This is a genomic window from Micromonospora sp. USAFONa4 (genome assembly GCF_057197825.1).
Window position 1 is genome coordinate 1,618,629 of record NZ_CM170072.1, and the last position, 23,117, is coordinate 1,641,745.

20 protein-coding genes, 1 other RNA gene and 2 pseudogenes are annotated in these 23,117 nt (G+C 71.1%); 6 read left to right on the forward strand and 17 right to left on the reverse strand.

Annotated elements, in window-relative coordinates; genetic code table 11:
* Positions 1-13 precede the first annotated feature (13 nt).
* Positions 14-235 (forward strand): annotated as a pseudogene (locus AC0OO9_RS06565) (HAD family hydrolase); the annotation flags it as partial.
* Between the two features lie 28 nt (positions 236-263).
* Here AC0OO9_RS06565 and AC0OO9_RS06570 read toward each other — a convergent pair.
* Positions 264-3,728: an NACHT domain-containing protein gene (locus tag AC0OO9_RS06570; protein WP_484516306.1), complete on the reverse strand. Its 3,465-nt coding sequence runs from the start codon at positions 3,726-3,728 to the stop codon at positions 264-266.
* Positions 3,729-4,481: 753 nt separating this feature from the next.
* Positions 4,482-4,757, reverse strand: a pseudogene (locus tag AC0OO9_RS06575) (hypothetical protein); the annotation flags it as partial.
* Between the two features lie 193 nt (positions 4,758-4,950).
* On the opposite strand from AC0OO9_RS06575, the gene AC0OO9_RS06580 reads away from it, so the two are divergent.
* Positions 4,951-5,325 (forward strand): winged helix-turn-helix domain-containing protein, encoded by a 375-nt coding sequence (locus AC0OO9_RS06580; RefSeq protein WP_484516308.1) that lies wholly within the window; start codon positions 4,951-4,953, stop codon positions 5,323-5,325.
* Positions 5,326-5,421: 96 nt separating this feature from the next.
* On the opposite strand, the gene AC0OO9_RS06585 is transcribed toward AC0OO9_RS06580, so the two are convergent.
* Both AC0OO9_RS06585 and rnpB read right to left on the reverse strand, forming a co-directional pair.
* Positions 5,422-5,820: a hypothetical protein gene (locus AC0OO9_RS06585; RefSeq protein ID WP_484516310.1), complete on the reverse strand. Its 399-nt coding sequence runs from the start codon at positions 5,818-5,820 to the stop codon at positions 5,422-5,424.
* 250 nt (positions 5,821-6,070) lie between these two features.
* Positions 6,071-6,488, reverse strand: an RNA gene (gene rnpB, locus AC0OO9_RS06590) — RNase P RNA component class A.
* A 103-nt stretch (positions 6,489-6,591) separates the two neighbouring features.
* On the opposite strand from rnpB, the gene AC0OO9_RS06595 reads away from it, so the two are divergent.
* Complete coding sequence (locus AC0OO9_RS06595; protein WP_484516311.1) at positions 6,592-7,353, forward strand: sulfite exporter TauE/SafE family protein; 762 nt, start codon at positions 6,592-6,594, stop codon at positions 7,351-7,353.
* A gap of 72 nt (positions 7,354-7,425) precedes the next feature.
* On the opposite strand, the gene AC0OO9_RS06600 is transcribed toward AC0OO9_RS06595, so the two are convergent.
* The 8 genes from AC0OO9_RS06600 to AC0OO9_RS06635 form a co-directional block, all read right to left on the reverse strand.
* Complete coding sequence (locus AC0OO9_RS06600; protein WP_484516313.1) at positions 7,426-7,968, reverse strand: hypothetical protein; 543 nt, start codon at positions 7,966-7,968, stop codon at positions 7,426-7,428.
* Between the two features lie 86 nt (positions 7,969-8,054).
* On the reverse strand, positions 8,055-9,710 hold the full coding sequence (gene mctP / locus AC0OO9_RS06605; RefSeq protein ID WP_484516315.1) for a monocarboxylate uptake permease MctP: 1,656 nt from the start codon (positions 9,708-9,710) through the stop codon (positions 8,055-8,057).
* Positions 9,710-9,991: a DUF3311 domain-containing protein gene (locus AC0OO9_RS06610; protein ID WP_484516316.1), complete on the reverse strand. Its 282-nt coding sequence runs from the start codon at positions 9,989-9,991 to the stop codon at positions 9,710-9,712. The genes mctP and AC0OO9_RS06610 overlap by 1 nt, the downstream gene beginning before the upstream one ends.
* Before the next feature lie 160 nt (positions 9,992-10,151).
* Complete coding sequence (locus AC0OO9_RS06615) at positions 10,152-11,372, reverse strand: bifunctional RNase H/acid phosphatase (protein WP_484516318.1); 1,221 nt, start codon at positions 11,370-11,372, stop codon at positions 10,152-10,154.
* 4 nt (positions 11,373-11,376) lie between these two features.
* Positions 11,377-12,114: a zinc ribbon domain-containing protein gene (locus AC0OO9_RS06620; RefSeq protein WP_484516320.1), complete on the reverse strand. Its 738-nt coding sequence runs from the start codon at positions 12,112-12,114 to the stop codon at positions 11,377-11,379.
* The gene (locus AC0OO9_RS06625) at positions 12,111-12,941 is read right to left on the reverse strand and encodes a Nif3-like dinuclear metal center hexameric protein (RefSeq protein WP_484517869.1); all 831 of its coding nucleotides are present in this window, start codon (positions 12,939-12,941) and stop codon (positions 12,111-12,113) included. The genes AC0OO9_RS06620 and AC0OO9_RS06625 overlap by 4 nt, the downstream gene beginning before the upstream one ends.
* 161 nt (positions 12,942-13,102) lie before the next feature.
* The gene (locus tag AC0OO9_RS06630; protein ID WP_357580956.1) at positions 13,103-13,675 is read right to left on the reverse strand and encodes a flavoprotein; all 573 of its coding nucleotides are present in this window, start codon (positions 13,673-13,675) and stop codon (positions 13,103-13,105) included.
* Between the two features lie 16 nt (positions 13,676-13,691).
* A complete protein-coding gene (locus tag AC0OO9_RS06635; RefSeq protein WP_484516322.1) occupies positions 13,692-14,921 on the reverse strand; it encodes a helix-turn-helix domain-containing protein in 1,230 nt (409 codons plus the stop codon).
* Between the two features lie 249 nt (positions 14,922-15,170).
* Here AC0OO9_RS06635 and AC0OO9_RS06640 point away from each other — a divergent pair, with 249 nt between their 5' ends.
* Together AC0OO9_RS06640 and AC0OO9_RS06645 are read left to right on the forward strand one after the other, a co-directional pair.
* Positions 15,171-15,842, forward strand: coding sequence for a bifunctional DNA primase/polymerase (locus AC0OO9_RS06640; protein ID WP_484516323.1), 672 nt, complete (start codon positions 15,171-15,173; stop codon positions 15,840-15,842).
* Between the two features lie 81 nt (positions 15,843-15,923).
* A complete protein-coding gene (locus tag AC0OO9_RS06645; RefSeq protein WP_158619084.1) occupies positions 15,924-16,082 on the forward strand; it encodes a hypothetical protein in 159 nt (52 codons plus the stop codon).
* A 2-nt stretch (positions 16,083-16,084) separates the two neighbouring features.
* Here the strand turns inward: AC0OO9_RS06645 and AC0OO9_RS06650 are convergent, their stop codons facing one another.
* The 5 genes from AC0OO9_RS06650 to AC0OO9_RS06670 all read right to left on the reverse strand — a co-directional run bounded on the left by AC0OO9_RS06650 (position 16,085) and on the right by AC0OO9_RS06670 (position 22,375).
* Positions 16,085-16,807 carry an FAD:protein FMN transferase gene (locus tag AC0OO9_RS06650; RefSeq protein WP_484517870.1) on the reverse strand — a complete coding sequence of 241 codons (723 nt, stop codon included), beginning with the start codon at positions 16,805-16,807 and terminating at the stop codon, positions 16,085-16,087.
* Positions 16,808-16,892: 85 nt separating this feature from the next.
* On the reverse strand, positions 16,893-17,483 hold the full coding sequence (locus tag AC0OO9_RS06655) for an FMN-binding protein (protein ID WP_484516325.1): 591 nt from the start codon (positions 17,481-17,483) through the stop codon (positions 16,893-16,895).
* A gap of 10 nt (positions 17,484-17,493) precedes the next feature.
* Positions 17,494-18,915 carry a ferredoxin reductase family protein gene (locus AC0OO9_RS06660; protein WP_484516327.1) on the reverse strand — a complete coding sequence of 474 codons (1,422 nt, stop codon included), beginning with the start codon at positions 18,913-18,915 and terminating at the stop codon, positions 17,494-17,496.
* Positions 18,912-20,291, reverse strand: a complete 1,380-nt coding sequence (locus tag AC0OO9_RS06665) for a DUF1501 domain-containing protein (RefSeq protein ID WP_484516329.1) — start codon at positions 20,289-20,291, stop codon at positions 18,912-18,914. The genes AC0OO9_RS06660 and AC0OO9_RS06665 overlap by 4 nt, the downstream gene beginning before the upstream one ends.
* A gap of 8 nt (positions 20,292-20,299) precedes the next feature.
* Positions 20,300-22,375, reverse strand: a complete 2,076-nt coding sequence (locus AC0OO9_RS06670; protein ID WP_484516330.1) for a DUF1800 domain-containing protein — start codon at positions 22,373-22,375, stop codon at positions 20,300-20,302.
* A 469-nt stretch (positions 22,376-22,844) separates the two neighbouring features.
* On the opposite strand from AC0OO9_RS06670, the gene AC0OO9_RS06675 reads away from it, so the two are divergent.
* Positions 22,845-23,102 (forward strand): DUF3040 domain-containing protein, encoded by a 258-nt coding sequence (locus AC0OO9_RS06675; protein ID WP_121400370.1) that lies wholly within the window; start codon positions 22,845-22,847, stop codon positions 23,100-23,102.
* The last annotated feature ends 15 nt before the right edge of the window (positions 23,103-23,117 follow it).

A 23,117-nucleotide genomic window follows, 5' to 3' on the forward strand; every position in this document is an offset into this window, starting at 1 on the left:
GAAGGCGACAGGCAACCCGCAACCGATCCGGCAAGCTGCTCACGCGGTAGGCGAGCCGCCGGCCCGATGCGTACTAATTGGTGACTCCCTTACGGACATCGAAGGGGCGCGAGCAGCCGGCGTACCTGTAATCGGATACGCGAACCGCCCCGCTAAGGTCGATAGGTTCCGTGCAGCCGGAGCGCATGCAGTAGTCACCAGCATGCGGGAAATCGCTGACGTGTTATTAAAATGATTTCGCACCTGCGGAAGATGCCGGCAGATCAGGCTTCAGGCCGCACACCGTCGTCGCACTCCGGGCAGTCTTCTACATCTAGATCATTGACCGCTCTGCAGTCATTGCAGGTCCAATGAATCGGTGCGGGCGGCTCCTTCCGCGCATCCCTCGGACGGATTGATAGGTCGACGTCTCGGCGCAATGCCTCCCCTATAAAGCCGTCCGGGTCGGAACCTGGTGCGGCCGAAATCGTCATACGTGCCGCGTATCGATGATCCGCCAATTCCGAGGCGACAGCCTGGGCCAACAGTTCGCTCCGCCTATCCCCGGCAGTGAGAATCGCAACTAGGTAAAGCAGCCCCGCGCGATATCGAGACCAAACCGACATGTCCTTACCGAGAAGTTCCCGGCTGTCCCAGGGAGGCCTCTTCACCTGCGCGACGACTTTTGCCGATGCCAGCGCAATCCAGGTGGAGTCCGCCTCAAGAAACGACAGCAAATCTCGACGCTGCTTGGTATTGAGCGCGGTGTCGACATCGGCTACCAAACGTGGCTCTACTAGTGGCCTCACCGACGCTACAAACCAATCCTCACTTGCAACCTTAGGGTCACTCACCCCTTCTTTCATGCGTTGGAGATGGCGGGCCTGTTCCGCTACCGCCGACTTGTTGATGCCATACGCGTCAGCTATCGCATCCAGCCAAGATCGTCGAACCTCTACGTCATCGTAAACGAACGCTCGACTGAAGTCGCCCAATCCAACATTGTCGTATCCCGTCGCTGCTATTAGATCCCCGACATCGCTGAGGGACCACAGCCCATTGCTCGGGCTTGAACCGGTCTCAGCAAGCGAACTGAGGTCGGCAAGCAGGGCCGCTTCGTAAGCCTTGTGGCTGGATATCCAACTGGTCAGGGATTCAAGGCCGGGCCACCGTAGGCCGGTGTCGACCCCAGCACGGCTTAGCGCGTCGAAGATGTGCTCAGCCGTGCGGACGGGAGCACGGTGCGCGATCTGGGATATCCGCTCTCCTGCATCATTTGCGAGTTCGTCAAGGCGGTCGACTGCCGCCAAAGCGACCCGAGCCAGCCCAGGCGCGAGCTGGTCTTTGCCCACAATCGAATACCGTCGGCGGCTTTCTCGGACCATCTCCCCCTTGGGCGGCAACGGAATCGCAAGCGCCGCGTTCACAGCAGCCGTCCCTTCCCAACCCAACGGGCGATCATCTACCGTCGCGTCCGTTAGCTCGCACAGCGCTGCCGCGATTGTCTTAGAACGAGCGTCGAGTCCAGCCCTCGCGATCAAATCCGCACGCTGCTGCCTGTGGTCGACCGGCAGTGCCAGCAGGCACGCAGCTTGGACGAAAGGCCACGGGCCGGGAGCACGAGTCTTGTCTCCAAACATCAAAATCCGGCTCGAACGATTTTTTGGGCCGCGCTTCGAAGGTGGCCGGCCCTCGCCGGAGGCAACGATTCCGGCTGCAATTTGATTCAGGGTACGTTCCAACTCGCTGTGCGTAGGCGCCGCTATTCCCCGGATCGCCAGGTCGGCCACCATGAGGGTGGCGTCTGGGCGATCGTTGACAGCGACATCGAGCAGCGCTCCGACAATTCGCGGATCAAGTCCGCTTGCAAGCGCGATGGCGCCATCTGAATCCGTGTAGGCCAGAGCTTCACTCAGCCACTCCGTCAAGTGCATCTGGTTGCAGCTGCGGGCCCACATTGCGGTGGCAATCTCGGCAAACACCTTGCTTCGAGTCGTGAGCTCGTCCGCAGCGTTCACGACAAAGACAGCAACGTGCTCGTCCCAGAAGCGGAGCACGTGCTCTGCCACCTCACGAGCCTGGGCGGGCGGCATCCCCCAACGGTCCGGATCTCTCAATAGCTTACTCAAGGCTCCCAGAACTTCGGCACGCTGCGGTGTCGCCCCGCCGTCGAGGATGCGGCCGAGCACGATAAATCCGTCGAGCAGCATGGCCGCAGTCAGCGCGGGCGACCACGGCCGAGATGAGTCTAGGGTGCCTCGCGTCTGTTCCCAGCGGTAGACCGACTGTTCTACCGCTCTATGCAGTAGGGTTGCGCGCCCCTTTGGAAGATCTGCATCCGCCGCGCTGGCACATACTAGCGTCAGCAAGATGGCGAGCAACGGCACCGCGAGAAGGTGATCCGACTGGGTTTTAGCATCCCTAATCCAAGCACGCCGCGTCGCTAACCATGCCTCTCGCTCGCCCTCGGGGATGCGAGCATCAGCGCATGCGACGAGGACGCTGTCGACGGTTGTGCTGAGATCCTGCGGAGATGCTAATTCCACCCTGGGTAATCCGAGGCGGCCGGCCGGAATCTGGGCGCTCGCCCTCGTGGCCAGAACGAAGCCGACTCTAGGGTGCAGGGAATCGAGAACATCGGCCAGTTGTTGCGCGACCCATGGAGCGCGAGCACCGCACTCATCGAGCCCGTCACAAAGGACGATTGCGCGGCCTTCCGCGAGTTCTCCAATCAAGTGCTCAGCCAGCGAGGGACGCTGGTCGTCGCTAACAAGATCCGCTATCGCTCCAGCGATGATTCCATCCATCGTCAACCGTTCCGGCTGCTGTTTCATCAGGCGCGGCAGCGAAACGCGTATCGGAATGGGGGCGTGATAGTGGGTGGCACAGTGTGCAGCAATCTCGCGCAATGCAATGGACTTGCCTGCTCCAGGCTGGCCGACAATAAGCATCCGCCGCCAACGCCTCAAATACCGCAGCAACTTCTGAGGAGTGCGCTCTCCCTCAATGCTGACTTCCAGACCGTCGACAAGGCCGTCGACGACGACGGGCGGCAAGCCGTCGGCTAGCATACTGAGATCGATCCGCCCAGCGTCTGCCTTCAACCTGTTGCAGTAGGTACGGACCGCACTAAGTCGGGCCGCCGCGCGCATACCCGCAGGACCGCCTTGATCCGCAATCACAGTTAGACCATCGGAATTTAAGGCAACAACCCAGTCATCGATACCGCTTCCGAGCGCTGCTCCAGCCTGCCGATGGAAGAGATCAGCAAGGGTGCTAACGGCCCGACGACCCTGCATATCGGAAACGGCGTAATCCATTAAGGCTGCCAAGAGTTCCCGGGATGTTCCTGCGCCAGTCGAATCGGGCAAGTGCAGGACTCGGGCTCGGTTAAGGACAAGGTCGCGCACGTCCTGGGGAAGCAGGTCGGCAAGGGCGTTGAAGGCATCGCGCTCATCCTTGGTCTCCATCGGGAGGCCGGCCCTATGTCTCCGTAGCACTCGGTCAAGGTCTTTAGTAGGGCCGACGAAGTCCTCGCCTGCGATGATCAGAAGATCGTCAAGTCCCAAGGTGGGTGCTTGGGCAATCCACCCAGCGACAGTCTCGGTCAGCGGCCGGCCCTTGGCGACCTTACGTTTCGCCGACACATAGGCCCGGCGCCCATCAGAGAACGTGACACGGATATCATCGGTCGGATCGCTCGTCTCAAAGTCAAGCCGGATCGGATCCGCACCGCTCGGCAGGTCCAAACCTAGGACAGAGCGGCTCCGGAGTCCATGCACCGCCAAATGCGTTGCGACGAGGCAGCGGAACACACTTCCGACCTCGCCAGCCTGTCCTGCCCGGCTCATCATGCCTCCCGGTAGCCGTACCGCCTGGTACCAGACGGAGCGTCAAGCATCGAACTCGCCGCCCCCACGACTTGCCCACCGGAGACGAAAGACGTGAGCCGCATAGCGAAGCCTTCGATTCTTGCACGTACACAGCTGCCGCTATCCACGTGCTTAGGGTCGGAGGACACTGTGGCCGGAGCGTAGCGTGTTCAGACTTTCTTTACTTGGTCAAGGGCGGGCCTGCGGCCCGCCGCTGTGTTCGCGCCGGGGCGCGCGTGCGGCCTGGCGGCCGGTCACGCCCCGGCGCACGGCGTATCAGGGAAGCCCTTGACAGCCGCAGTGCAGCTCCCCGGCGGACCGGGCTAACCCTCGTGTACCCCGGCGTCAGAACGGACCGCCGCCGGGCACTGAGCGCCGAGAATGACGCGCAGGGCAGGACCGGCAAGCCCCAAGCATGGGGGCGGCGTCCGTAGTGCCGGGCAGACGGCTCTCCGTGCCAGCAGCCACCAAGTTCGGGTCAGGTCAACACCTGCGCCTGGAAGGGGGTGGTGGCCATCGGGGTTGGGGTGGTCGGCCAGGAGCCGACTTCGCTGCCGGTCGCGGTTTAGGTCAAGAGCGCCGCTGTGGCAGTGTCCGCCGGGTGTCGGGCCGTGACACGAAAGCCGAGCCCGACCCCAGGCCCGCATCAGGGCAACGGGCAGCGCGTAAGCCGGCCAGCCGAACGAAGATCTCCCGCTTGTCGACAGCGTTGCCCTGGTCATCGAGTTGGTAGCCCGTCAGCCACACCCAGCCGCGGTAGGTCGGCTTCGGGCACACCGAGATCACCCGGAACACAAACCGTTGCCCCACGAACTGCACCGAGGCTTCCCGGTCGATCCACAGCTCATCACCAGGCTTGGGCGGGCGCGGCTGCGGCCTGGCCCAGGTGCTCTGTTCGGCCGGCATGGGGCTCCTCCCTGCTTGAGGGCCGCCCTGCCCGGCGCGAGTTCGGAGGATGCCCGGCCGGGCAGGGCGCATCCACCGGGCCGATGGCGGGTTCGCGTCCTCCATCACCGGCACAGCGGAATACCTCACCGTACGTTATGTAGATTAGTACGTACAGACCTAGCGGTCTACGTGCTCACATACGGTCTGAGCTGTGATCGATTTCGACCCAGAGCGGGCGATCTGGCGACAGGTTGCCGACGACATCCGCCGCAAGATCGCAGCGGGTGAGCACGCGGCCGGGTCGCGACTACCCAGCGAGACGGACCTATCCCAGGGCTACGGTGTCAGCCGAACCACCATCCGCACCGTGATCGCCTCCCTGAAGAGTGACGGCCTGGTGGTCGTAGAACAGCGGCCAGGCCACCCACGAGCAACGTACGTCCGAGATGCCGGGCGGATCGAGGACATCACCATCGGGCCGGGCGACTCGGTGACGTACAACGGTCCCGGAACGGTAGTAGTCACCAGGGCCGCCGGAGGAGTGGAGACGTACGGGGCCGGCGAAGTCCGAATCGTCGGGCCGTAGATCACTGTCGTCTGCCAATTCTTTTAAGGCACCAGCATGCCGGTAACCTGCGGTGCCTCAGGTTGAGTGGCAGATTCGCCGGGTGCCTCCTGCCACTCAATCTGAGGCATCTCGACTACCCACGGGGTCAGGGATGACCTGACAGGCACTGCCGATCTCTCGTTCACGAACGAGTCCATCGATAGCCTCGATCATCGCGGTGATGCCTGGTCGGGGCGTGATGACCAGGTCCGTCGTGTAGAAGTACCGCCCTCCGGCGGCTTCGCCGGTCTGGGCCCACCGGCGAAGGACGGCGTCGATCGCGCCGAGGGTCATGAGGCTCACGTAGTAGGTCGGTCCGCCAGCGACGGTCACATAGATGTCCTGGTCCTGAAGTTGTTCCAGGTCGTCGTTTGGGTCGGCGGGAAAGCGGGCGACGAACCGGTCGCGTTCGATGATGAGGAAGGGCCCGTCTTGCGTGATGTCCATGGTTCGCCTCGATGCGGTCATGCTCATGAGCTGGGTACCTCAACTTAGATGGCAAGAACTACGAGGTGACTCGGACGTGCTGGCACTACCTCAGCTCCACTGGCAGACGACAACCACCCGCAACGCGCCCCATCCGCCTTCAAGATCAGGCCGTCTCCAGGCCGTCAGGCCGTTGTCAGGCCGTCAAATGCCGACCAAAGTTGACCAGAGACGACCATCGACACCCGAAAATAGCACCAGCTCAGAGCCTTGATCAGGTCTCTGAGCTGGTGGGCGACGGACGAGTCGACCTGTACGCCGGATTCTGTGACCGGCGCGCGCCCCGAGGGGCTCGCGTCGGCGGCGGCCATCCATCTAGGCCTGCCGTCGCCGGCAGGCTCGAGCGGCCTACCCGCAGACATCGGGCGGGCAGCCCTCAAGCGTCTGCGCCGGGTCGTCATCATGTCTGGTGACGGCCCTTGCTTGGCCTTGCTCCGGGTGGGGTTTACCGAGCCACCCCGGTCACCCGGGGTGCTGGTGGGCTTTTACCCCACCGTTTCACCCTTACCGTCCCCGATGGGGTCGGCGGTCTGTTTTCTGTGGCACTGTCCCGCGGGTCGCCCCGGGTTGCCGTTAGCAACCACCCTGCCCTGTGGAGTCCGGACGTTCCTCGGCGGCGGGCCGGAGCCCGCCGACGCGACCGCCCGGTCGACTCGTCCGTCGCGCATCCATCCTAACGACGCCACGGCCGCGCCTATTGCCGCCCCGGGGCTGTCCGGCACCCGTCCTGGCGGAGGCGGGTACTAGCCTCTGGTGACCATGGATGTCTCCGACGCCGCGCTGCTGCTCGCCGCCGGTCTCGCCGCGGGCACGGTCAACGCGGTGGCCGGCGGGGGCTCGCTCATCACCTTTCCGGCGATGATCGCGGTGGGCCTGCCGCCGGTGCCGGCCAACGTGAGCAATTCGGTCGCGGTCTTTCCGGGGTACGTGGCGAGCGTGGCGGGCAGCCGGCAGGACCTGCCGCCCCGGCGGGTGCTGGCCACGCTGGTGCCCACCACGATCGTCGGCACGATAGCCGGCGCCCTGCTGCTGCTGGCCACCCCGGCCCGGGCGTTCGAGCTGGTGGTGCCCTTCCTGGTGCTCGGGGCGACGGCGGTGCTGGCGTTCCAGGATCCGCTGCGCCGGCTCGTCGGGCATCCGCGCGACCTGGCGCCGCGCCGCCGTACGGTCACCGTGCAGGCCATGGTCGCCGTCGGCGCGGTGTACGGCGGCTACTTCGGCGCGGCGCTCGGGGTGATGCTGGTGGCGGGCCTGGCCCTGGTGCTGGACGCGACGCTGGCGCGGGTGAGCGCGCTGAAGAATCTGCTCTCCGCCCTGGTCGGGCTGACCACGCTCGTGGTGTTCTCGCTGTTCGGGCCGGTGAACTGGGCGGCCGTGGCGGTGGTCGCGCCGGCGACGCTTGTCGGCGGGTACGCCGGCGCGCGGCTGGTGCGCCGGCTGCCGCCGGTGGTGCTGAAGGTGCTGATCGTGGTCTTCGGCACGTCGATCGGGCTCTACCTGCTCTGGCGCGCGCTGCGCTGAGCCTCGGCGACAGCTGCCCGGCCGGGAGGCTGGCCAGGTGACCGGTCGGGCGAAGGACGCACGCCCGGGCGGCTAGTGGTCCTGGAGCGTGAAGAGGAGCGTCCGGTGCTCGACGTCCAGGAAGGCGGTCCGCCACCGGGTGGACGGGGTCGCCTCGTCGTACACCCGGCTGTGCAGCCAACGGGGCGCGGCCGGCAGGAACGGCGCGAGAGCGGGCCACGCGTCCGCCGGGCTGCCGGAGTGGGGAGCCGGGACAGCGGGTGCGTACGGCGCGAAGTCGTACCGCTGCGCCAGCGTCCGCGCGTCCGCCGGACGCAGCCGGACCACGCCCTGGTACGCCCAGTCCACCGGGCCCGGCGCGCGGCTGCACGGGTCGCCCGACGCGCGCAACTGCCAGTGGATCTCCGGGTATTCGCCGAGGTCGGGCAGCTGCTCGGGCGGAGTCCACCGGTTGGTGCGCACCTTCGCCTCCTCGGCGCGCACCGACTCCCGGCACTCGGGCGTGTCGCCCGGGTCGTTGTCGACGGCCCGGATCGCGGCTCCCACGCATCCGACGACCACCAGCAGCAGCGCGGCGGAGCCGCCGAGGACGGCCACCAGCGCGCGTCTCGTCATGGGCGTCAGCGTACGAAGGGCGGCCACCCCCGCCGCGTCGCCCCCGGCCGCAGGGGGCCGGGGGCGACGCGGTCCCCGGGAGAGGCTCAGGCGACCGGTTCCGGGGCGGCGTCGGCGTCCCGGTGCGGGCCGGGTACGACGCGCGGGTCGCCCTCGTCGGCGAAGTAGTCGTCCGACGTGGTGCCGTCGCCGCCGTCGCGCACCTTCGCCGCCCGCAGCACCACCGTGAGCAGCGCCGCGACCGCGAGGTTGACCAGCACCGCCACGATCCCGACGTAGATCGTCTTCGGGGTGTCGAAGCCGAAGTCGGCCAGCGGGAACGCCGAGCCGCCGAAGTGCTTGCGGCCGGTCGCGGCGTTCGGGATCTGGTAGAGCATCCACATGCCGAGCCCCATGCCCGCGATCCAGCCGCCGATCAGCGCCCCCCGGTGGAACCAGCGGGTGTAGAGGCCCAGCGCCACCGCCGGCAGCGTCTGGAGGATGATCACGCCGCCGATGAGCTGGAGGTCGATGGAGAACTGCGGGTCGAGGAAGACGATGCACGCCACCGCGCCGACCTTCACCACCAGCGAGGTGATCTTGGAGACGTTCGCCTCCTGCGCGGGGCTGGCGTCCCGCTTCAGGTACTCCTTGTAGATGTTGCGGGTGAACAGGTTCGCCGCCGCGATCGACATGATCGCCGCCGGCACCAGCGCGCCGATGCCGATGGCCGCGTACGCGACGCCGGCGAACCAGTCGGGGAACTGCTGGTCGAACAGGACCGGCACCACCGTGTTGCTGTCCACGGTGCCCTCCTTCGACCCGGGCAGCGGCTTCACCCCGGCCGCGATGGCCATGAAGCCGAGCAGCGCGATCAGGCCGAGCAGCAGGCTGTACGCGGGCAGCGCCGACATGTTCCGCTTGATCACGTCGCGGTTCCGGCTGGCCAGCACGCCGGTGATGCTGTGCGGGTAGAGGAACAGCGCCAGCGCCGAGCCGAACGCCAGCGTGACGTACTGGAGCTGGTTGTTGGCGTTGAGCAGCACCCCGTCGTTGGGGTTCGGCGACGCGTCGAACTTCGCGTCGGCGGCGTCGAAGATCTCGCCCCAGCCGCCCAGCTTGTACGGCAGGTAGAGCACCGCCACCAGGATCACGATGTAGATCAGCGTGTCCTTGACGAACGCGATCAGCGCCGGCGCGCGCAGCCCCGACTGGTAGGTGTACGCGGCCAGGATCGCGAAGGCGACGATGATCGGCAGGTGCCGGGCCAGAGTGCTCTCGCCGGTCACCCCCATGGTCTTGAGCACCGCCTCGATGCCGACCAGTTGCAGCGCGATGTACGGCATCGTCGCCACGATGCCGGTGATCGCGATGAGCAGCGCCAGCACCGGCGAGTCGAACCGCTTGCGGACGAAGTCCGCCGGGGTGACGAAGCCGTGCCGGTGCGAGACCGACCAGAGCCGGCACAGCACCAGGAACACCAGCGGATAGATGACGATGGTGTACGGGACGGCGAAGAAGCCGGCCGCGCCGGCACCGAACATCAGCGCCGGCACCGCCACGAAGGTGTACGCGGTGTACAGGTCGCCGCCCACCAGGAACCAGGTGATCCAGCCGCCGAAGTTGCGCCCGCCCAGCCCCCACTCGTCGAGGTGGGCCATGTCCTTCGGGGCCCGCCACCGGGCCGCCACGAATCCCAGCCCGCTGACCAGCAGGAAGAGCACCGAGAAGACGATGATCTCGGTGAGGTGGTCGCGCCACATCAGCGATCACCCGCCGCCGCGTCGCCCGGCCCGTCCGACGGCGCGCCGGCCCGCTTCTTCGTCATCTGGTACACCAGCGTGGTGGTGGCCACGCCGAGCAGGATGTAGACGAGCTGGAGCCAGTAGAAGCGCGGAAAGCCGAGGAACCGGGGCGAGTCGGCGTTGAAGAAGACCGGGATCAGGGGCACCACGATGGGGATGAAGAGCAACCAGTTCCAGGGGCTGTGGTCCTTCGCCCTGGAGCGCGCCGCTGTCGGCGCCTCCGGTTCGGGTGCGGCCATTGCGACAAACCTCCGCGAGTCGTAGATCGACACTGATGACGGCCGGAGGCTACGACCCTGTGACCGGGGTCACGTTCTACGGGAGGAGGTTGCTGCGCCGAACGGCGGACGGCGTGCGCCGAACGGCGAACCGGGGCGGCCGGACGGCGGCTCGCCCGGCTCAGATCCCGGCGAGGTGCGCGGTGTCGTTGACCGTGCGGACGGCGACCCCGCCGTCGGGCCACGTGTCGAGCACCGAGATGCCGGCCGCGTCCAGGAACAGCCGGTGCAGGAAGCCGTCGCCGGCCGCGAGGGCGTCGCGTAGCACCAGCTTGATCGGCGAGACGTGGGAGACCACCACCACGGTCTCCCCCGGGTACGCCCGGCACAGCCCGTCGACCACGCGCCGGCAGCGCTCGGCGACGTCGACGAACGACTCGCCGCCCGGCGGAGCCACCCGGGTCGAGGCCAGCCAGGCGTCCATCTCGCCCGGCCACTCCTGGCGGACCTCGGCGAAGGTGCGCCCCTCCCAGGCCCCGAAGTCGCACTCGATCAGGTCGTCCTCGCGGCGCACCGGCACGCCGCCGAGCGCCCCGGCGATCGCCTCGGCTGTCGCCGTACACCGGGACAGGGGCGAGCTGACCACGGCCGCGACGGTCGGGGCCAGCGCGGCCACCCGGGCGGCCGTGGCCCGGACCTGGGCCCGGCCGCGCTCGGACAGCGGCACGTCGCCGCGACCGGAGTAGCGGCGCTGTTCGGTGAAGGCCGTCTCGCCGTGCCGGACGAGCACGAGCCGGGTGGCGGTGAAGCTCGGCCGCGGCTCCCAGGAGGCGGGCGCGGTGGCCGGGTCGGTGCCGGTGCTCGACGCCGACGCGGCGCGGGCGGCCACCTCCCGGGCCCTCGCGCGGGCCGGCGAGTCGGGAGCGGCGACCTCGCGCGGCGGCTCCACGACGCGCGGCGGCGCGACCGCGGCCCGGGCCGGCGCCTTGCCGGCGGCGGCGTCCATGGCGGCGTTGGCGAGGGCGTCGGCGTGCCGGTTGCGTTCCCGGGGAATCCAGTGGAACCGCACCGCGGCGAAGCGGTCGACCAGCCCGGCGGCCTGCGCGGCGAGCGGACGCAGCCCGGGGTGCTTGATCTGCCAGCGGCCGCACATCTGCTCGACCACCAGCTTCGAGTCCATCCTGGCCTCGACCTCGGCGGCGCCCAGCTCGGCGGCGGCCTCCAGCCCGGCGATCAGCCCCCGGTACTCGGCGACGTTGTTGGTGGCGACGCCGATCGACTCGCCCCGCTCGGCCAGCACCTCACCGGTGTCCGCGTCGCGGACCACCGCGCCGTAGCCGGCCGGGCCGGGGTTGCCCCGGGATCCGCCGTCGGCCTCGACGACGACCACGCGCGGCGCCACGGGACTACAGGCCGGACTCGTTGGTACGGACCATGATCCGTCGGCAGTCCTCGCAGCGGACGACCTCGTCCGGGTCGGTCTTGCGGATCCGGGCCACGTCGGCGCCGGAGAGCGTCAGACGGCAGCCGCCGCACCGGCCGGCGGTCAGCAGCGCCGCGCCGAGCCCGGTGTCCTCGCGGATCTTGTCGTAGAGCTGCACCAGGTCGGCCGGGAGGTCGCCCGCCAGCGGCTGGCGGGCGCCGCGCTTGAACTCCTCCTCCTTGGCGATCTCGGCCAGGCTCTCGTCGCGGCGCCGCTCGGCGGCGTCGCGCTTCTCCCGCACCTCCGCGAGCCGCTGCTCGACGCCGTCCAGCACGCCCTGGGCCGTCTCCCGCTGCTCCATCAGCTCCAGCTCGGCGTCCTCCAGGTCGCCCTGGCGGCGGTTGAGCGAGACCAGCTCGTGCTGGAGGGCCTCCAGCTCCCGGGCCGGGCCGGAGCCGGCGGCGAGCCGGGCCTCGTTCTTGGACTTGCGGGCCCGCACCTGGTCGACGTCCTTCTCCATGCGGGCGATGTCCCGGTCCAGGTCGTCGACCGCGACCTGGGCGCGGACCCGCTCGTCCTCCAGCGCGGACAGCTCCCGGGCCAGCGCGTCCAGCTCGGCCCGCTCCGGCAGCGAACGGCGCCGGTGGGCGAGCTGGGCGAGGGAGGTGTCGATCGCCTGGAGGTCGAGCAGGCGGCGCTGGACCTGGGGGTCAGCCTTCACGGTCGGGGCTCCTTGTCGTCCACCGCGGGTGGGGCGGCGTGTACGGTCCACGGGTCGGTGGCCAGGTCGGACACCAGCGTCTCGACACCCGTCGCCTCCCGCAGGAGGACGGCCAGGTCGTCCAGCCACGGTCGTTCCGTCGCCCAGTGGGCGGCGTCGAGCAGGGCCGGGCCGTCGGCGGCCAGGTGCTCGCCGGCCGGGTGGTGGCGCAGGTCGGCGGTGAGGAACGCGTCCACCCCGGCCGCGGTCGCGTCGGCGAGGAAACCGTCCCCCGCGCCGCCGCTGACCGCGAGGGTACGAACCATACGCCCGGGCTCCCCGGCAGCGCGAACTCCCCAGGCGGTGGCGGGCAGCACGGCGGCGGCGTGCCGGGTCAGCTCCGCCAGCGTCATCGGCTCCGGCAGCTCGCCGATCCGGCCGATCCCCCGGCCGTCGCCGTGCGCGGGCGTACCGGGTGCGGGCCGGTGCAGCGGGCGCAGCCCGGTCAGCCCGAACCGGGCGGCGAGGGCGTCGGAGACCCCCGGGGCGGCCACGTCGGCGTTGGTGTGCGCGACGTACAGCGCCACGTCGGACTTGATCAGCCGGTGCACGATCCGGCCTTTGAAGGTCGTGGGGGCCACCGAGGAGACGCCCCGCAGCAGCAGCGGATGGTGGGCGACGATCATGTCGACGCCGGCGTCGAGCGCCTCGGCGACCGTCTCGGGCACCACGTCGACGACGCAGAGGACCCGGCGGACCGGGGCGCACGGCTCGCCGAGCACGAGCCCGACCCGGTCCCAGTCCTCGGCCCAGGCCGGCGGATAGCGCCGCTCCAGCTCGGCGACCACGTCGGCGACGGTCGGCGGGACTGCGTTGGTGCTCACGGCGGGCCAGCTTACCGGCGCGGACCCGGCCGGGGCCCTCGCCCACCGACACGGCGGCGTGTCCCGGGTGTGAGGAAGGGCCCCTGGCAATCGCGTAGCGATTGCCAGGGGCCCTTCCTTCCACGTCAGGCGACGGGGCAGAGCCGGTCGCGTACGGCGGCCAGGCCCAGGGCCCACGGGAAGGCGTGCACGTGCCGCTCGCCGGTGCCCGGCGGGTGCAACGGGAAGACGTCATCGCCGAAGAGCACCGTGACCCCCCACTCCGCGAGCCGGGCGATGCCCGCCCGGAAGGCGGGGTGGGCCGCCATCGCCGCGTTCGTGTACGGCACCGCCACCACCGGCACGCCCAGGCCCTGCGCCTCCACCAGCAGCCCGAGGGCGAGTGTGTCGGTGATCCCGGCCGCCCACTTGTTGACGGTGTTGACCGTCGCCGGGCAGACGATTATCGCGTCGGCCTGCGGCAGCACGTCGAGATCGCCCGGGTTCTTGTAGTGGGTGCGGACCGGATGGCCGGTCTGCCGGGCCAGCGCGGCCCGGTCGACGAACTTGGCGCCGTCCGGCGTGGTGACCACGCAGACGTCCCAACCGTCCTGGTGCGCCAGCTCGACGAGCCGGCCGACGTGGCGGGCCAGCGGCGAACCGCAGGCGATGACGTAGAGCACCTCACGGCGCTCGCTGCTCGGGTGCGGGCCGGCCATCAGGCCGCCACCGCGCTCATACCCCTACTCCCATGTGCTCAGCCAACTCCGCAATCGGAGAAGGCGGCGCACCACGTGTGCGACGCAGGACGTCCGACATCACCTCGTGGGCGATCGGCCGGCAGCGGATCTCCGACGGGGCGAGGCGGTCGCCGCGCAGCAGCATCTCGCCGGCGTTGGCCACGTCGCCGATCTGGGCGAAGCCCCGGGCGATGTCGAGCAGGTGGTGGGCCCGGCGTTCCGGCAGCAGGGCGCCGAAGGCCGGCTCCTGGATGCGCTGCTGGTGCACCTCGACCGCCCGGCCCCCGTCGCCGAGCTCGACCGCCGCCGCCGCCCGGTGCAGCTCCACGTTGGTCGGCCCGAACGAGGTCCAGTAGTGGTTGTGGTCGCCGCCCAGCAGGACGGCCGCCTCCTGCGCGCCGTTGATCAGGTCGCCGACCGTGGCGGAGTCGCCGATCCGGGCGGCGGCCATCGCACCCTGGAGCAGCAGCATCCCGTAGACCGAGAGCAGGGCAGGGTCGGCGGCGTTGCCGGAGCCGGGGGCGAGCCGGTTGGCGATGGTGACGTTGAGTTCGAGGGCGGGCCGGGGCCGGCCCATCGCCACCAGCGCGTTGCAGACCCGGGTGGTGGCGATGCCGGCCAGCAGCGGGTCGTCGGCGCGCTGGGCCACCGCCATCGAGCGGTCGGCGGCCAGCCAGGCCAGGTCGCACTCGCCCAGCTTGCGCAGCACCGACGAGGCGATCTGGTAGACCTGCCCGAGCAGGTGGGCCGCCTCGACCGCCTGGTCGCCGCCGTGGCCCGCGTCGGCGGCCTGGGCGTCGCGCAGCAGCTTCGGCAGCGCCCGGGTGAGCATTCCGTAGCGGCCGTACTGGTAGGTGAGCCAGGCGTGGTTGACGGCCTTGCGCATGTCGGCCAGGGGCGGCGGGCACGGCGCGGCGTCGAAGTACGCGCTCATCGAGTCGTACCGCTCCAGGGCCGCCCGGATCTCCTGCACCTCCACCTGGTCGATGCAGTTCAGCGCGTCCGTACGCCGCTCCGGGTCCTTGCCGAGCAGCAGCTGCACGTCGACCTGGAGGATGTCGGCGATCTCGTAGAGGACGGAGAACTTGTCCAGCCGGCGCACCCCGCGCTCGACCTTGTCCACCCAGCTCTTCGACTTGCCCAGCCGGTCGGCGAAGACCTGCTGCGACATCTTGCGCCGCCCTCGCCAGTAGGCCACCCGCCGCCCGATGGGCAACTCGTCCATCCACCCGTTCCTTCCCCTGTGCCTGCTCGAGCGGGCGTGCCGGCCGGTCCTGCCGGGTGCGGCGATCGATCCGTACGTCTCAGGTTTTCGCTGGTCGCACAGCGTGTGCGTCAGCCGTACAGCCAGTTCTCGTAGTTTTCGTGCAAGTTGCACGAGCCGTTCGTCAGCTCAACGATCGCGGGTTACGGCAGTGACGGTGCTCGACATGCGACCTGGGCACCGGCCGGGTCCGGCGAGGGGAGATGGCACATGTGGGGGAATGTCGCGCCGCGCGTCGTTCAACTGTCCCCGTTGGAACGGGTGCGGCTGCGCCGGGTGGCCGTGCGGTACGCCATGCACGGCTGGGACGTCACCCCCGGCGCCTGCCTCGCCCGCAGCCGCTTCGTCTGCGGGCGGGCCGGCTGCCCGACGGTCGGCTGCCACCCCGCCCTGGAGAACTGGGAGCACGCGGCGAGCGCCGACCCGGCCCGGGTCGCGACATGGTGGCGCACCCGGCCGCACGGGGTGCTGCTGCCCACCGGGCGGGCGTTCGACGTGCTGGAGGTCCCCACGCACCTCGGCCGGCACGTGCTCGACGCGGTCCGGACGCACCCGGCCGGCGTCGGCGTACGCGGGCCGGTGCTGGTGACCCCGACCGGCCGCTGGATGTTCCTGGTCCGCCCCGGCGACCCGCTCCGCCCCGAGCTGGACCACTGCTTCCACGTGGTCCGGCACGGCCCCGGCTCCTGGATCCCGGCCCCACCGACCCGGCTGCCGGAGGGCACCGTCCGGTGGGCGGTCGCGCCCGAACAGGCCCGCTGGCAACTGCCCGACTCCTACCTGGTGCAGAACGCGCTGATCGAGGCACTGCGGGCCACCGGGGTCAAAGTCACCTCCGACCTGCTCCCCGGGCACCTGCCGCTGCCGCGGCGGGGCATGTGACGGCGGCGCGGCAGCGACGCCGGAGGGCCGGCGCTCGTTGAGCACGGCGACGGCGCACCCGCGCCGGGAGCGGGGGGTTAGATGTCCACCGACGACACCGCGCGCCAGCCGGACGGCGCGGAGCCGCCGCCCCGGCACCGGCCGCGCCGCCGCTGGCCGGTCACCCGTCCCGTCGGCTCCCGCCCGGGCCGCCCCCGCCCTCTCGGCTCCCGCCCCGCCACCACCCGCCCCTTCCGCTGACCTCAGCCGGCCAGGGGCAGGGCGGTGGAGTGCAGGAGGCGGGCGTCGTCGGTGACGACCGCGTGCTGGTGCCCGGGCAGGCCGTCCAGCCAGCCGATGCCGGCCGGGCCCATCGCGACGGCCGCGGTGGCGTACGCGTCGGCCAGCCCCAGGTCCGGCCCGACCACGGTGACCGAGCGCAGCCCCCGGGCCGGCACGCCCCGGCGCGGGTCGAGCACGTGGTGGCCGCGCTCGTAGACGCCGGACGTGGCCACGGCCAGGTCGGTGCCGGTGAGCACGAGGCAGGTGGACATCGCGTCCCACGGGTGGCGGACGCCGATCCGCCACGGTCGCCCGGTCGAGGAGTGGCCGCGTACCCGCACGTCGCCGCCGGCGTTCAGGCAGTGGTTCGCCGCCCCGACGGCGAGCAGCCGGTCCGAGGCGACCTGCACCGACCAGCCCTTGACGTAGCCGGACGGGTCGAGCCGCCCGGTGGCGTACGCGTCGAAGAAGCCGTCGGTGGCCTGCCACAGGTCGGCGCAGCGTGCCAGCACGTCCCGCAGGTCGGCGCCGGCCCCGGCGAGCGGCAGCTCGCCCCGGTCGACGCGGCACACCTCGCTGTCGGCCCGGTACGTGCTGAACCGGGCGTCCACCTCGCGCAGCCAGGCGAACACGTCCCCGGCCAGCCCCGCCAGCTCGGCGGCGGGCAGGTCGTCGGCGAGGTCGAGGCTGATCGCCGTGCCCATGACCTGCTCGACCCGGCGCAGCCCCGGCCTGGTCGCCGGCGGAGACCCGCCCGGCTCGCGCCGCCCCGCCGCCGGCACCGGCACGTCACCTCGCCCGGTCGATCGCGGCCTGCAACGACTGCTTGTACGAGGTGCTGGTGGCGGTCGCCCCGGAGACGGTGTCCACGTCGGCGCTCTGCCGCTGCACCACCAGCCCGGAGCCGCCGCTGTAGCGGCCGTCGACCTGCTCGCTGCGCTGGTCGGACTGGGCGGTCTCCTCGGGCAGCTCCAGGGCCACCACGTCGACGATCCGCGTCCCGGAGAGGGTGATCTGCACCTGCACGTTGCCGTACTCGTTCTCCACCACCGGCCCCGTGACGGTGCGGGTCGTCGGCGCGGGCGGCGGCTTCGTGGTGGTACGCGGCGCGGACGGCGCCCGGCTGGTGGCGCTGGGCCGGCTCGCCGGCGCCCGGGTGGCGGTGCGCCCGGGCCGGGGGGACGCGCTGGTGCGGGCCGGCGACGGCGGGGCGGAGACCTCCCCGCCGCCCGGGGTCGGACCGGCTGGCGCGGGGGCCACCGGCGGGGGCGCCGCCGGCAGGTCCTGGGCGACCGGGCTGGTGCCCGGCGAGCCCTTCAGCACCACCAAGGCGGTGGTGCCGGCCGCCAGGCCGGTGATCGCGAGCAGGGCGCGACGCATGGAAGCCTTCCTACAGCTCGAACGTGGCCAGGTGGATCTGCCGGCGGGGCACGCCGGCCTCGCGGAGCACCCGCAGCGACTGCTCGACCAGGCCGGGCGGCCCGCAGAGGTAGACGTCGCGCCGGGCGAGGTCGGGCACCAGCCGGCGCAGCCCGTCCGGGCTCATCACCTGGCGGGGGCCGGGATCGTCGCGGGAGCCGACGACGTACCAGATCGCGGTGTCCCGGGCCTCGGCGAGCCAGTCCAGCTCGCGGTGCAGCAGCACGTCGCCCGGGGTGCGGGCGCGGTAGATCAGGGCGGCGCCGGGCGGCAGCTCCTCCAGCATCGCCCGGATGGGGGTGATCCCGCTGCCGCCGGCGATCAGCAGGGCCCGCTCGCGGGTGCGGTGGGCGGCGGTGAAGGTGCCCGACGGGCCCTCCGCCCAGACGCGGGTGCCCGCTTCGAGGTCGCGCAGGTCGGCGGTGTGCCTGCCGACCACCTTGACGGTGAGCCGCAGCCAGCGGCCGTTGGCGGCGGCCGAGACCGAGAACGGGTGCGCCTGCCACCAGCAGCCCCGGGCGAGGAACCGCCAGCGGAAGAACTGCCCGCCGAGCATCTCCAGGCGCTCCAGCCGGTCGCCGGTCAGGTAGATCGAGATCGTGTCCGGGCTCTCCGCGACCACGTCGGCGACCCGCAGCCGGTGCCGCAGGTTGAACGCCAGCGGCGCGACGACCCGGCCCCAGAGCAGGGCGGCGAGCACCACCACGTACATGCCGATCCAGAAGGTACGCACCGGGCCGGGCCGGAACAGCTGCGCGCCGTTGCTGAACTGGTGGGCGAAGCCGAGCAGCAGCACCGCGTAGCTCGACAGGTGCAGGGCGTGCCACAGCTCGTAGGGCAGCGCGGTGCGGATCGCCCGGACGCTGGTGAGGCCGACCAGCACCAGGATGCCGGCGGCGGCGAACGCGGAGACCATGTCCTCGTAGTCGCGCAGCAGCACGCCGGCCTCGGTGAGCACCGGGTTGTCCTCCAGGTCGGCGTACCCGACCAGGATCAGCGACGCGTGCGCGAGCACGGCCACCAGCAGGGTGGCCCCGACGTCGCGGTGCCAGCGGGCGATCCGCTCGCCGCCGGCCCACCGCTCCAGGATCGGCAGGCGGCTCATCATCAGCACCTGCACGAGCAGCAGGTAGCCGGCGACCAGCCCGGTGATCCGGCCGGCGGCGGTCACGGTGGCGGCCGTCGTCCGCAGCGACCCGGGCGGGGTGTCCAGCCACCAGGGCAGCACGCTGGCGAGCAGGCCGACGACGAGCAGCGCGGCCAGCAACCGCCGGCCGCCGGGTCCGCGTCGCGGCGGCACCAGCGGGCGTACGTCCGCAGCCGGCCGGCCGCCGCGCCGGGACGGGGTCGTCCCGGCGCGGCGGCCGGCGGCGTGGGTGCGCGGGTACGTCACGCGTACAGCTTCATCGGGCGGTACTTCTGCCGGGGGAAGATCTTGTCCACCTCCGCGTTGGTGAGCCCGAAGCGGCCCTGCGCGACGGCCCCGTAGACGTTGAACATGTTGTTGTACTCGGGCACGTCGCCGGAGTCCAGGTCGGCCAGGCCGTTCCAGGTGCCCAGCAGCGAGCCGGCGAGCTTGCGGCCGGAGAGCACGGTGACCACGCCGCCGTGGCCGTGGTCGGTGCCGCCGCCGTTGGAGGCGACCCGCCGGCCGAACTCGCTGGAGACCATGATGGTCACGTCGGCCGACTTCTCCCCCAGGTCGGTGAAGAACGCCGCCATGGCGCCGGCCAGCTCGTTGAGCCGCCGGTGCAGCTGACCGCCGTCGCGGGTGCCCTGGTTCTCGTGGGTGTCGTAGCCGCCCATCCCGACGGTGGCGACCCGGACGTTCGCCCCGCCCTTGATGAGCTGGGCGAGCTGCTGGAACGCGTTGCCGACGCCCTTGTACTCGACGCCCTCGGCCGCCTGGTACGGCTTCGCGGCGAGGCGCTGCGCGGTGGCCAGCGCCCCAAGGCCGTCCTGCACGGCCTCCTGCACGGGGTGGTTGATCCCGGTGAAGAGCCCCTTGATCGCCTTCTCGGTCGCGGCCCGGTACCGGTCGTCGCCGTTGAGCCGCAGCGAGCCGACGCTGTTGAGGGAGAGCGCGCCGTTGTTGCCGACCAGCGACCGGGGCAGCGTGCTGCCGATGCCGACGCTGCGGAACGCGGTGCCCGTGCCGAGCGCGTCGACCAGGCTGTCCAGCCAGCCCCGGCCGCCGGTCTCGCTGGGCAGCCCCCCGAGGTTGCAGGCGTCCGCAGCCTGGAAGTGGCTGCGGGACAGCCGCTCGTCGGAGACCGCCGGGACGAAGCCCAGGTTGCCGCTCTTCAGCCACTTCTCCAGCGGCTTGAACGCGCTGGTCAGCTTGAAGCCGCGGCCGACGGCCAGGGAGTCTTCGCCGAGCAGCAGGTCGGGGCGGGCCTTGGCGAGCACCGGGTCGTCCGCCGGGGCGACCAGGCTCAGCCCGTCCAGCCCGCCGTAGAGGAAGACGTGGATCAGGGTGCCGGTCTTGGTGGCGGCGAACGAGGCGGAGGTGGTGACGAACTGGGCGGTCGCGAGGGCGGTGGCGGTGGCGGCGGCGCCGGCCACGAACGTCCGCCGGGTCACGCCCCGGCCGTCCTGCTGGGCCTCCTCGAGGTCCTCCAGCTGCCGGTAGCGGTCGGCCTCGGCGGCGTTCTCGGCGGCGACGATGTCGGCCTCCGCCCGCAGCAGCGCCTCGGCCGGGTCGTCGGCCAGCCGCCGCAGGTCGGGGCATTCGGGGTGCAGGGGGAACGTGTGCACAGTCTTCTCCATCGGGTGCCTCACCGGAGGTGGTGCTGGGGGGAAGCGAGGATCGCCCGCGCTACGGCGGTGACGGCCCCGTCGAACGTGGCGTCGACCTTCTCGCCGGCAGCGACGCCGGCCACGCCGAGGATCAGGGACCGTTCCCTGGCGCTCAGCTTCTGACCCACCAGCCGCAGGGCCAGCGCGTCGACGTACGCCCCGGCGGTGGCCGGTGGCCGGGCCACCAGCTTCTCCGGCGGGGTGTAGGTGAAGACGGTGCGTCGGCCGGCGAGCAGCTCGCCCGCCTCGTTCCAGCCGTGGACCATGGTGCCGGCGGAGGTCCAGGCCACGTAGACGTCCGGGTAGCCGTCGGGGGTGGGCTGGCCCATCGGGTACTGGCCCAGCTCGCGCATCCTGTCGTGGATCTGCCGCAGCCCCCGGGCGTACGGGGTGCGCTTGTTGTCGCCGTTGTCGTGCTTCGGCGACGCCTCCGGGGACACCCCCAGGGCCCGGTACGTGGCGACCAGGTACTCCATCGGCCGGCGCACCTTCTGGCCCACCGCCGCCCAGAACTCCGAGGAGCTGAACAGCGTCATCAGCACCGGCTTGATCATGCCCTTGTTCAGGCTGTACGACTTCGCCAGCCGCTCCACGAGGGACTTCGGCGGGGTGTCCGAGACGAACCGGGTGGCCAGGCTCTGCGCCACGTACTTCGCGGTGGACGGGTGCAGCGCGATGTACGTGATGTACGCGTCGATGGCCGCCTCGGCCTTCTTCGGGTCCTTCGAGGCGTTCGCGTGGGTGAAGCCGAGCACCTTCACCTTGCCGACGTAGTGCCGCTCGGGGCGGAACACGTACTTCCCGTCGTTGACGCCCCGGCCGGTCTGGAGCAGGGCCGCCTGCCGGACGTCCTTCTCGGTGTAGCCGCCGTCGACGCCGACCGAGTACAGCTCCAGGTTCTCGCGGGCCAGGTTCTCGTTGACCGCGTCGGCGCGGGAGTCGTTCTGGTTGAGGTAGAGCAGCAGCGCCGGGTGCCGGTTCGCGGCGAGCAGCATCTCGGGGTAGCTGCCGAGGGCGTGCGCCCGCACGACGTCCCGGTCGAAGGACGCGCGGTAGACCTCGCCCCCGTCGAAGTCCGCGGCGACGTGCAGGAAGTCGTTCCAGAAGTCGACCATGACCTCGAACAGCTGCCGCTGCGACCAGATCTGCCGGGCGATGGTGGCGTCCACCATCTCCTTCTCCGGCTGCGCGCCGCGCTCGTTGAGCTGCTCGCGCTGCTCGCGCAGCTGCGCGGTACCCAGCTTCAGCGTCGGCAGGTCGGCGAGCTTCAGCTCGGCCTTCGTCGGGGCGATCTTGTCGGGGTCGAGCTGCCAACGCAGCCAGCCGTCGATGCCCCGCTCCCTGATGTCGGCGAGGACCTGCCCGGTGGCGCCGAAGGTGGCCCGCCGGGCCAGGTGCAGGACCGGGTCCTTGGCGAGCACCGTCTTGACGGTCACCTTGGTCTCCGCAGCGGCGGCGGCCGGCCCGGAGAAGGTCCGGCCGCCGGCCGGCGCGTTCTTCTTCAGCGCCTCGCCGGCCCGGGAGCCCATGTAGCTCTCGTTCTGCTCGGTGTAGGTGCGCACCGTGCTCGGCTGCTGGCCGCTCGGCCGGGCGGGGGTGCCGTCGGTGACCGTGGTGCCGGTGGCGTCGCCGGCCACCGCCTCGTCGCCGAGGAGGCTGCGGATCTGCGGGGTCATCGCCAGGGCGGCGCCGCCGGCGACCACGGCCGCGGTGCCGCCGAGGGCGACGAGGGCCTTGCGCCGGCCGACCTTGGGGCCCGGCTCGTCGCCGTCGTCCAGGTTGGGCAGTCCCGGGCCGGCCGACGGCGCGGCGGTCTGCCGCGCGAAGCCCTCCGGGCCGACCCACTGCGGCCCGCGCGCGGCCGGGTGCCCGGCGTGCGCGTACTGGCCCTGCGTGCCTTCGGGGTGTCCGCCCTGGTGCGGGGCGCGCGCGTCGTGGCCGTAGGGGGTGGGGGCGTAGGTGTCGCGGTGACCGTCGCCGGCGGCGGGGTACTGACGCCCGTCCCATCCGCGATCGTCCCGCGGTCGCCGTGGTGGCACATTCTGGTCGGCCATGTACCAATCCGTTTCTGCTGCGCCGCGACGACTGGCACCGGGCACGGGGGCAGGTGCGGCGACTGGTGCCTGAGGGGGTTGCACCGGAAGGTAATGAAGCGTTCAGGTGCCTTCAAGCAGCACCGGAAGCCCCCAGGACGGCACTTAAGGCGCCGCTCAGCGCGGGCCGGCGCCCCCGGAACTCGGCGCGGCCCGGCACGGACCTCGCGAGCAGGGCGTACGCGGCACGGCACCGGCCGGACCCGGCCATCGCGGCCGACCCGGCGCGGGAGGCCCCTTTCATCGCCACAGGCAAATTTAAGGTGCGGCTAAGCCTGCGCTGAGGCGCTCCCCCGCGCGCCCGGAGGGCCGGGGCGCGGCCGGACGGGCGTGGGCCCGGCGGGGCGGCAAAGTAGCAGCAGGACGGGAGCGTGAGCCGCCGCCGCAGCGGGTATGCCGCCGAACCGCTGAACACGTGAGGGGAAGGCACATGCTCAGCAAAGAGGATCAGCGCAGGTTCGAGCAGATCACCCGTCAGCTCCGGGAGAGCGATCCGGCGTTCTTCGCCCGGCTCGACAACCGGGCCCGGGCCCGTCGCGGCCGCTGGCTGATGCTGTTGACGATCGTGCTGTGGGCATCGCTGCCGGCGATGACCGTGCTGGCCGGGCGACTGGCCGGGGCCGTCTGCGCGGTGGTCCTGGTGGCCAACGCCGCACTCATGTGGCGGTTCCGCCGCCGCTGGCTGTGAACCGGGGCCGCGTAC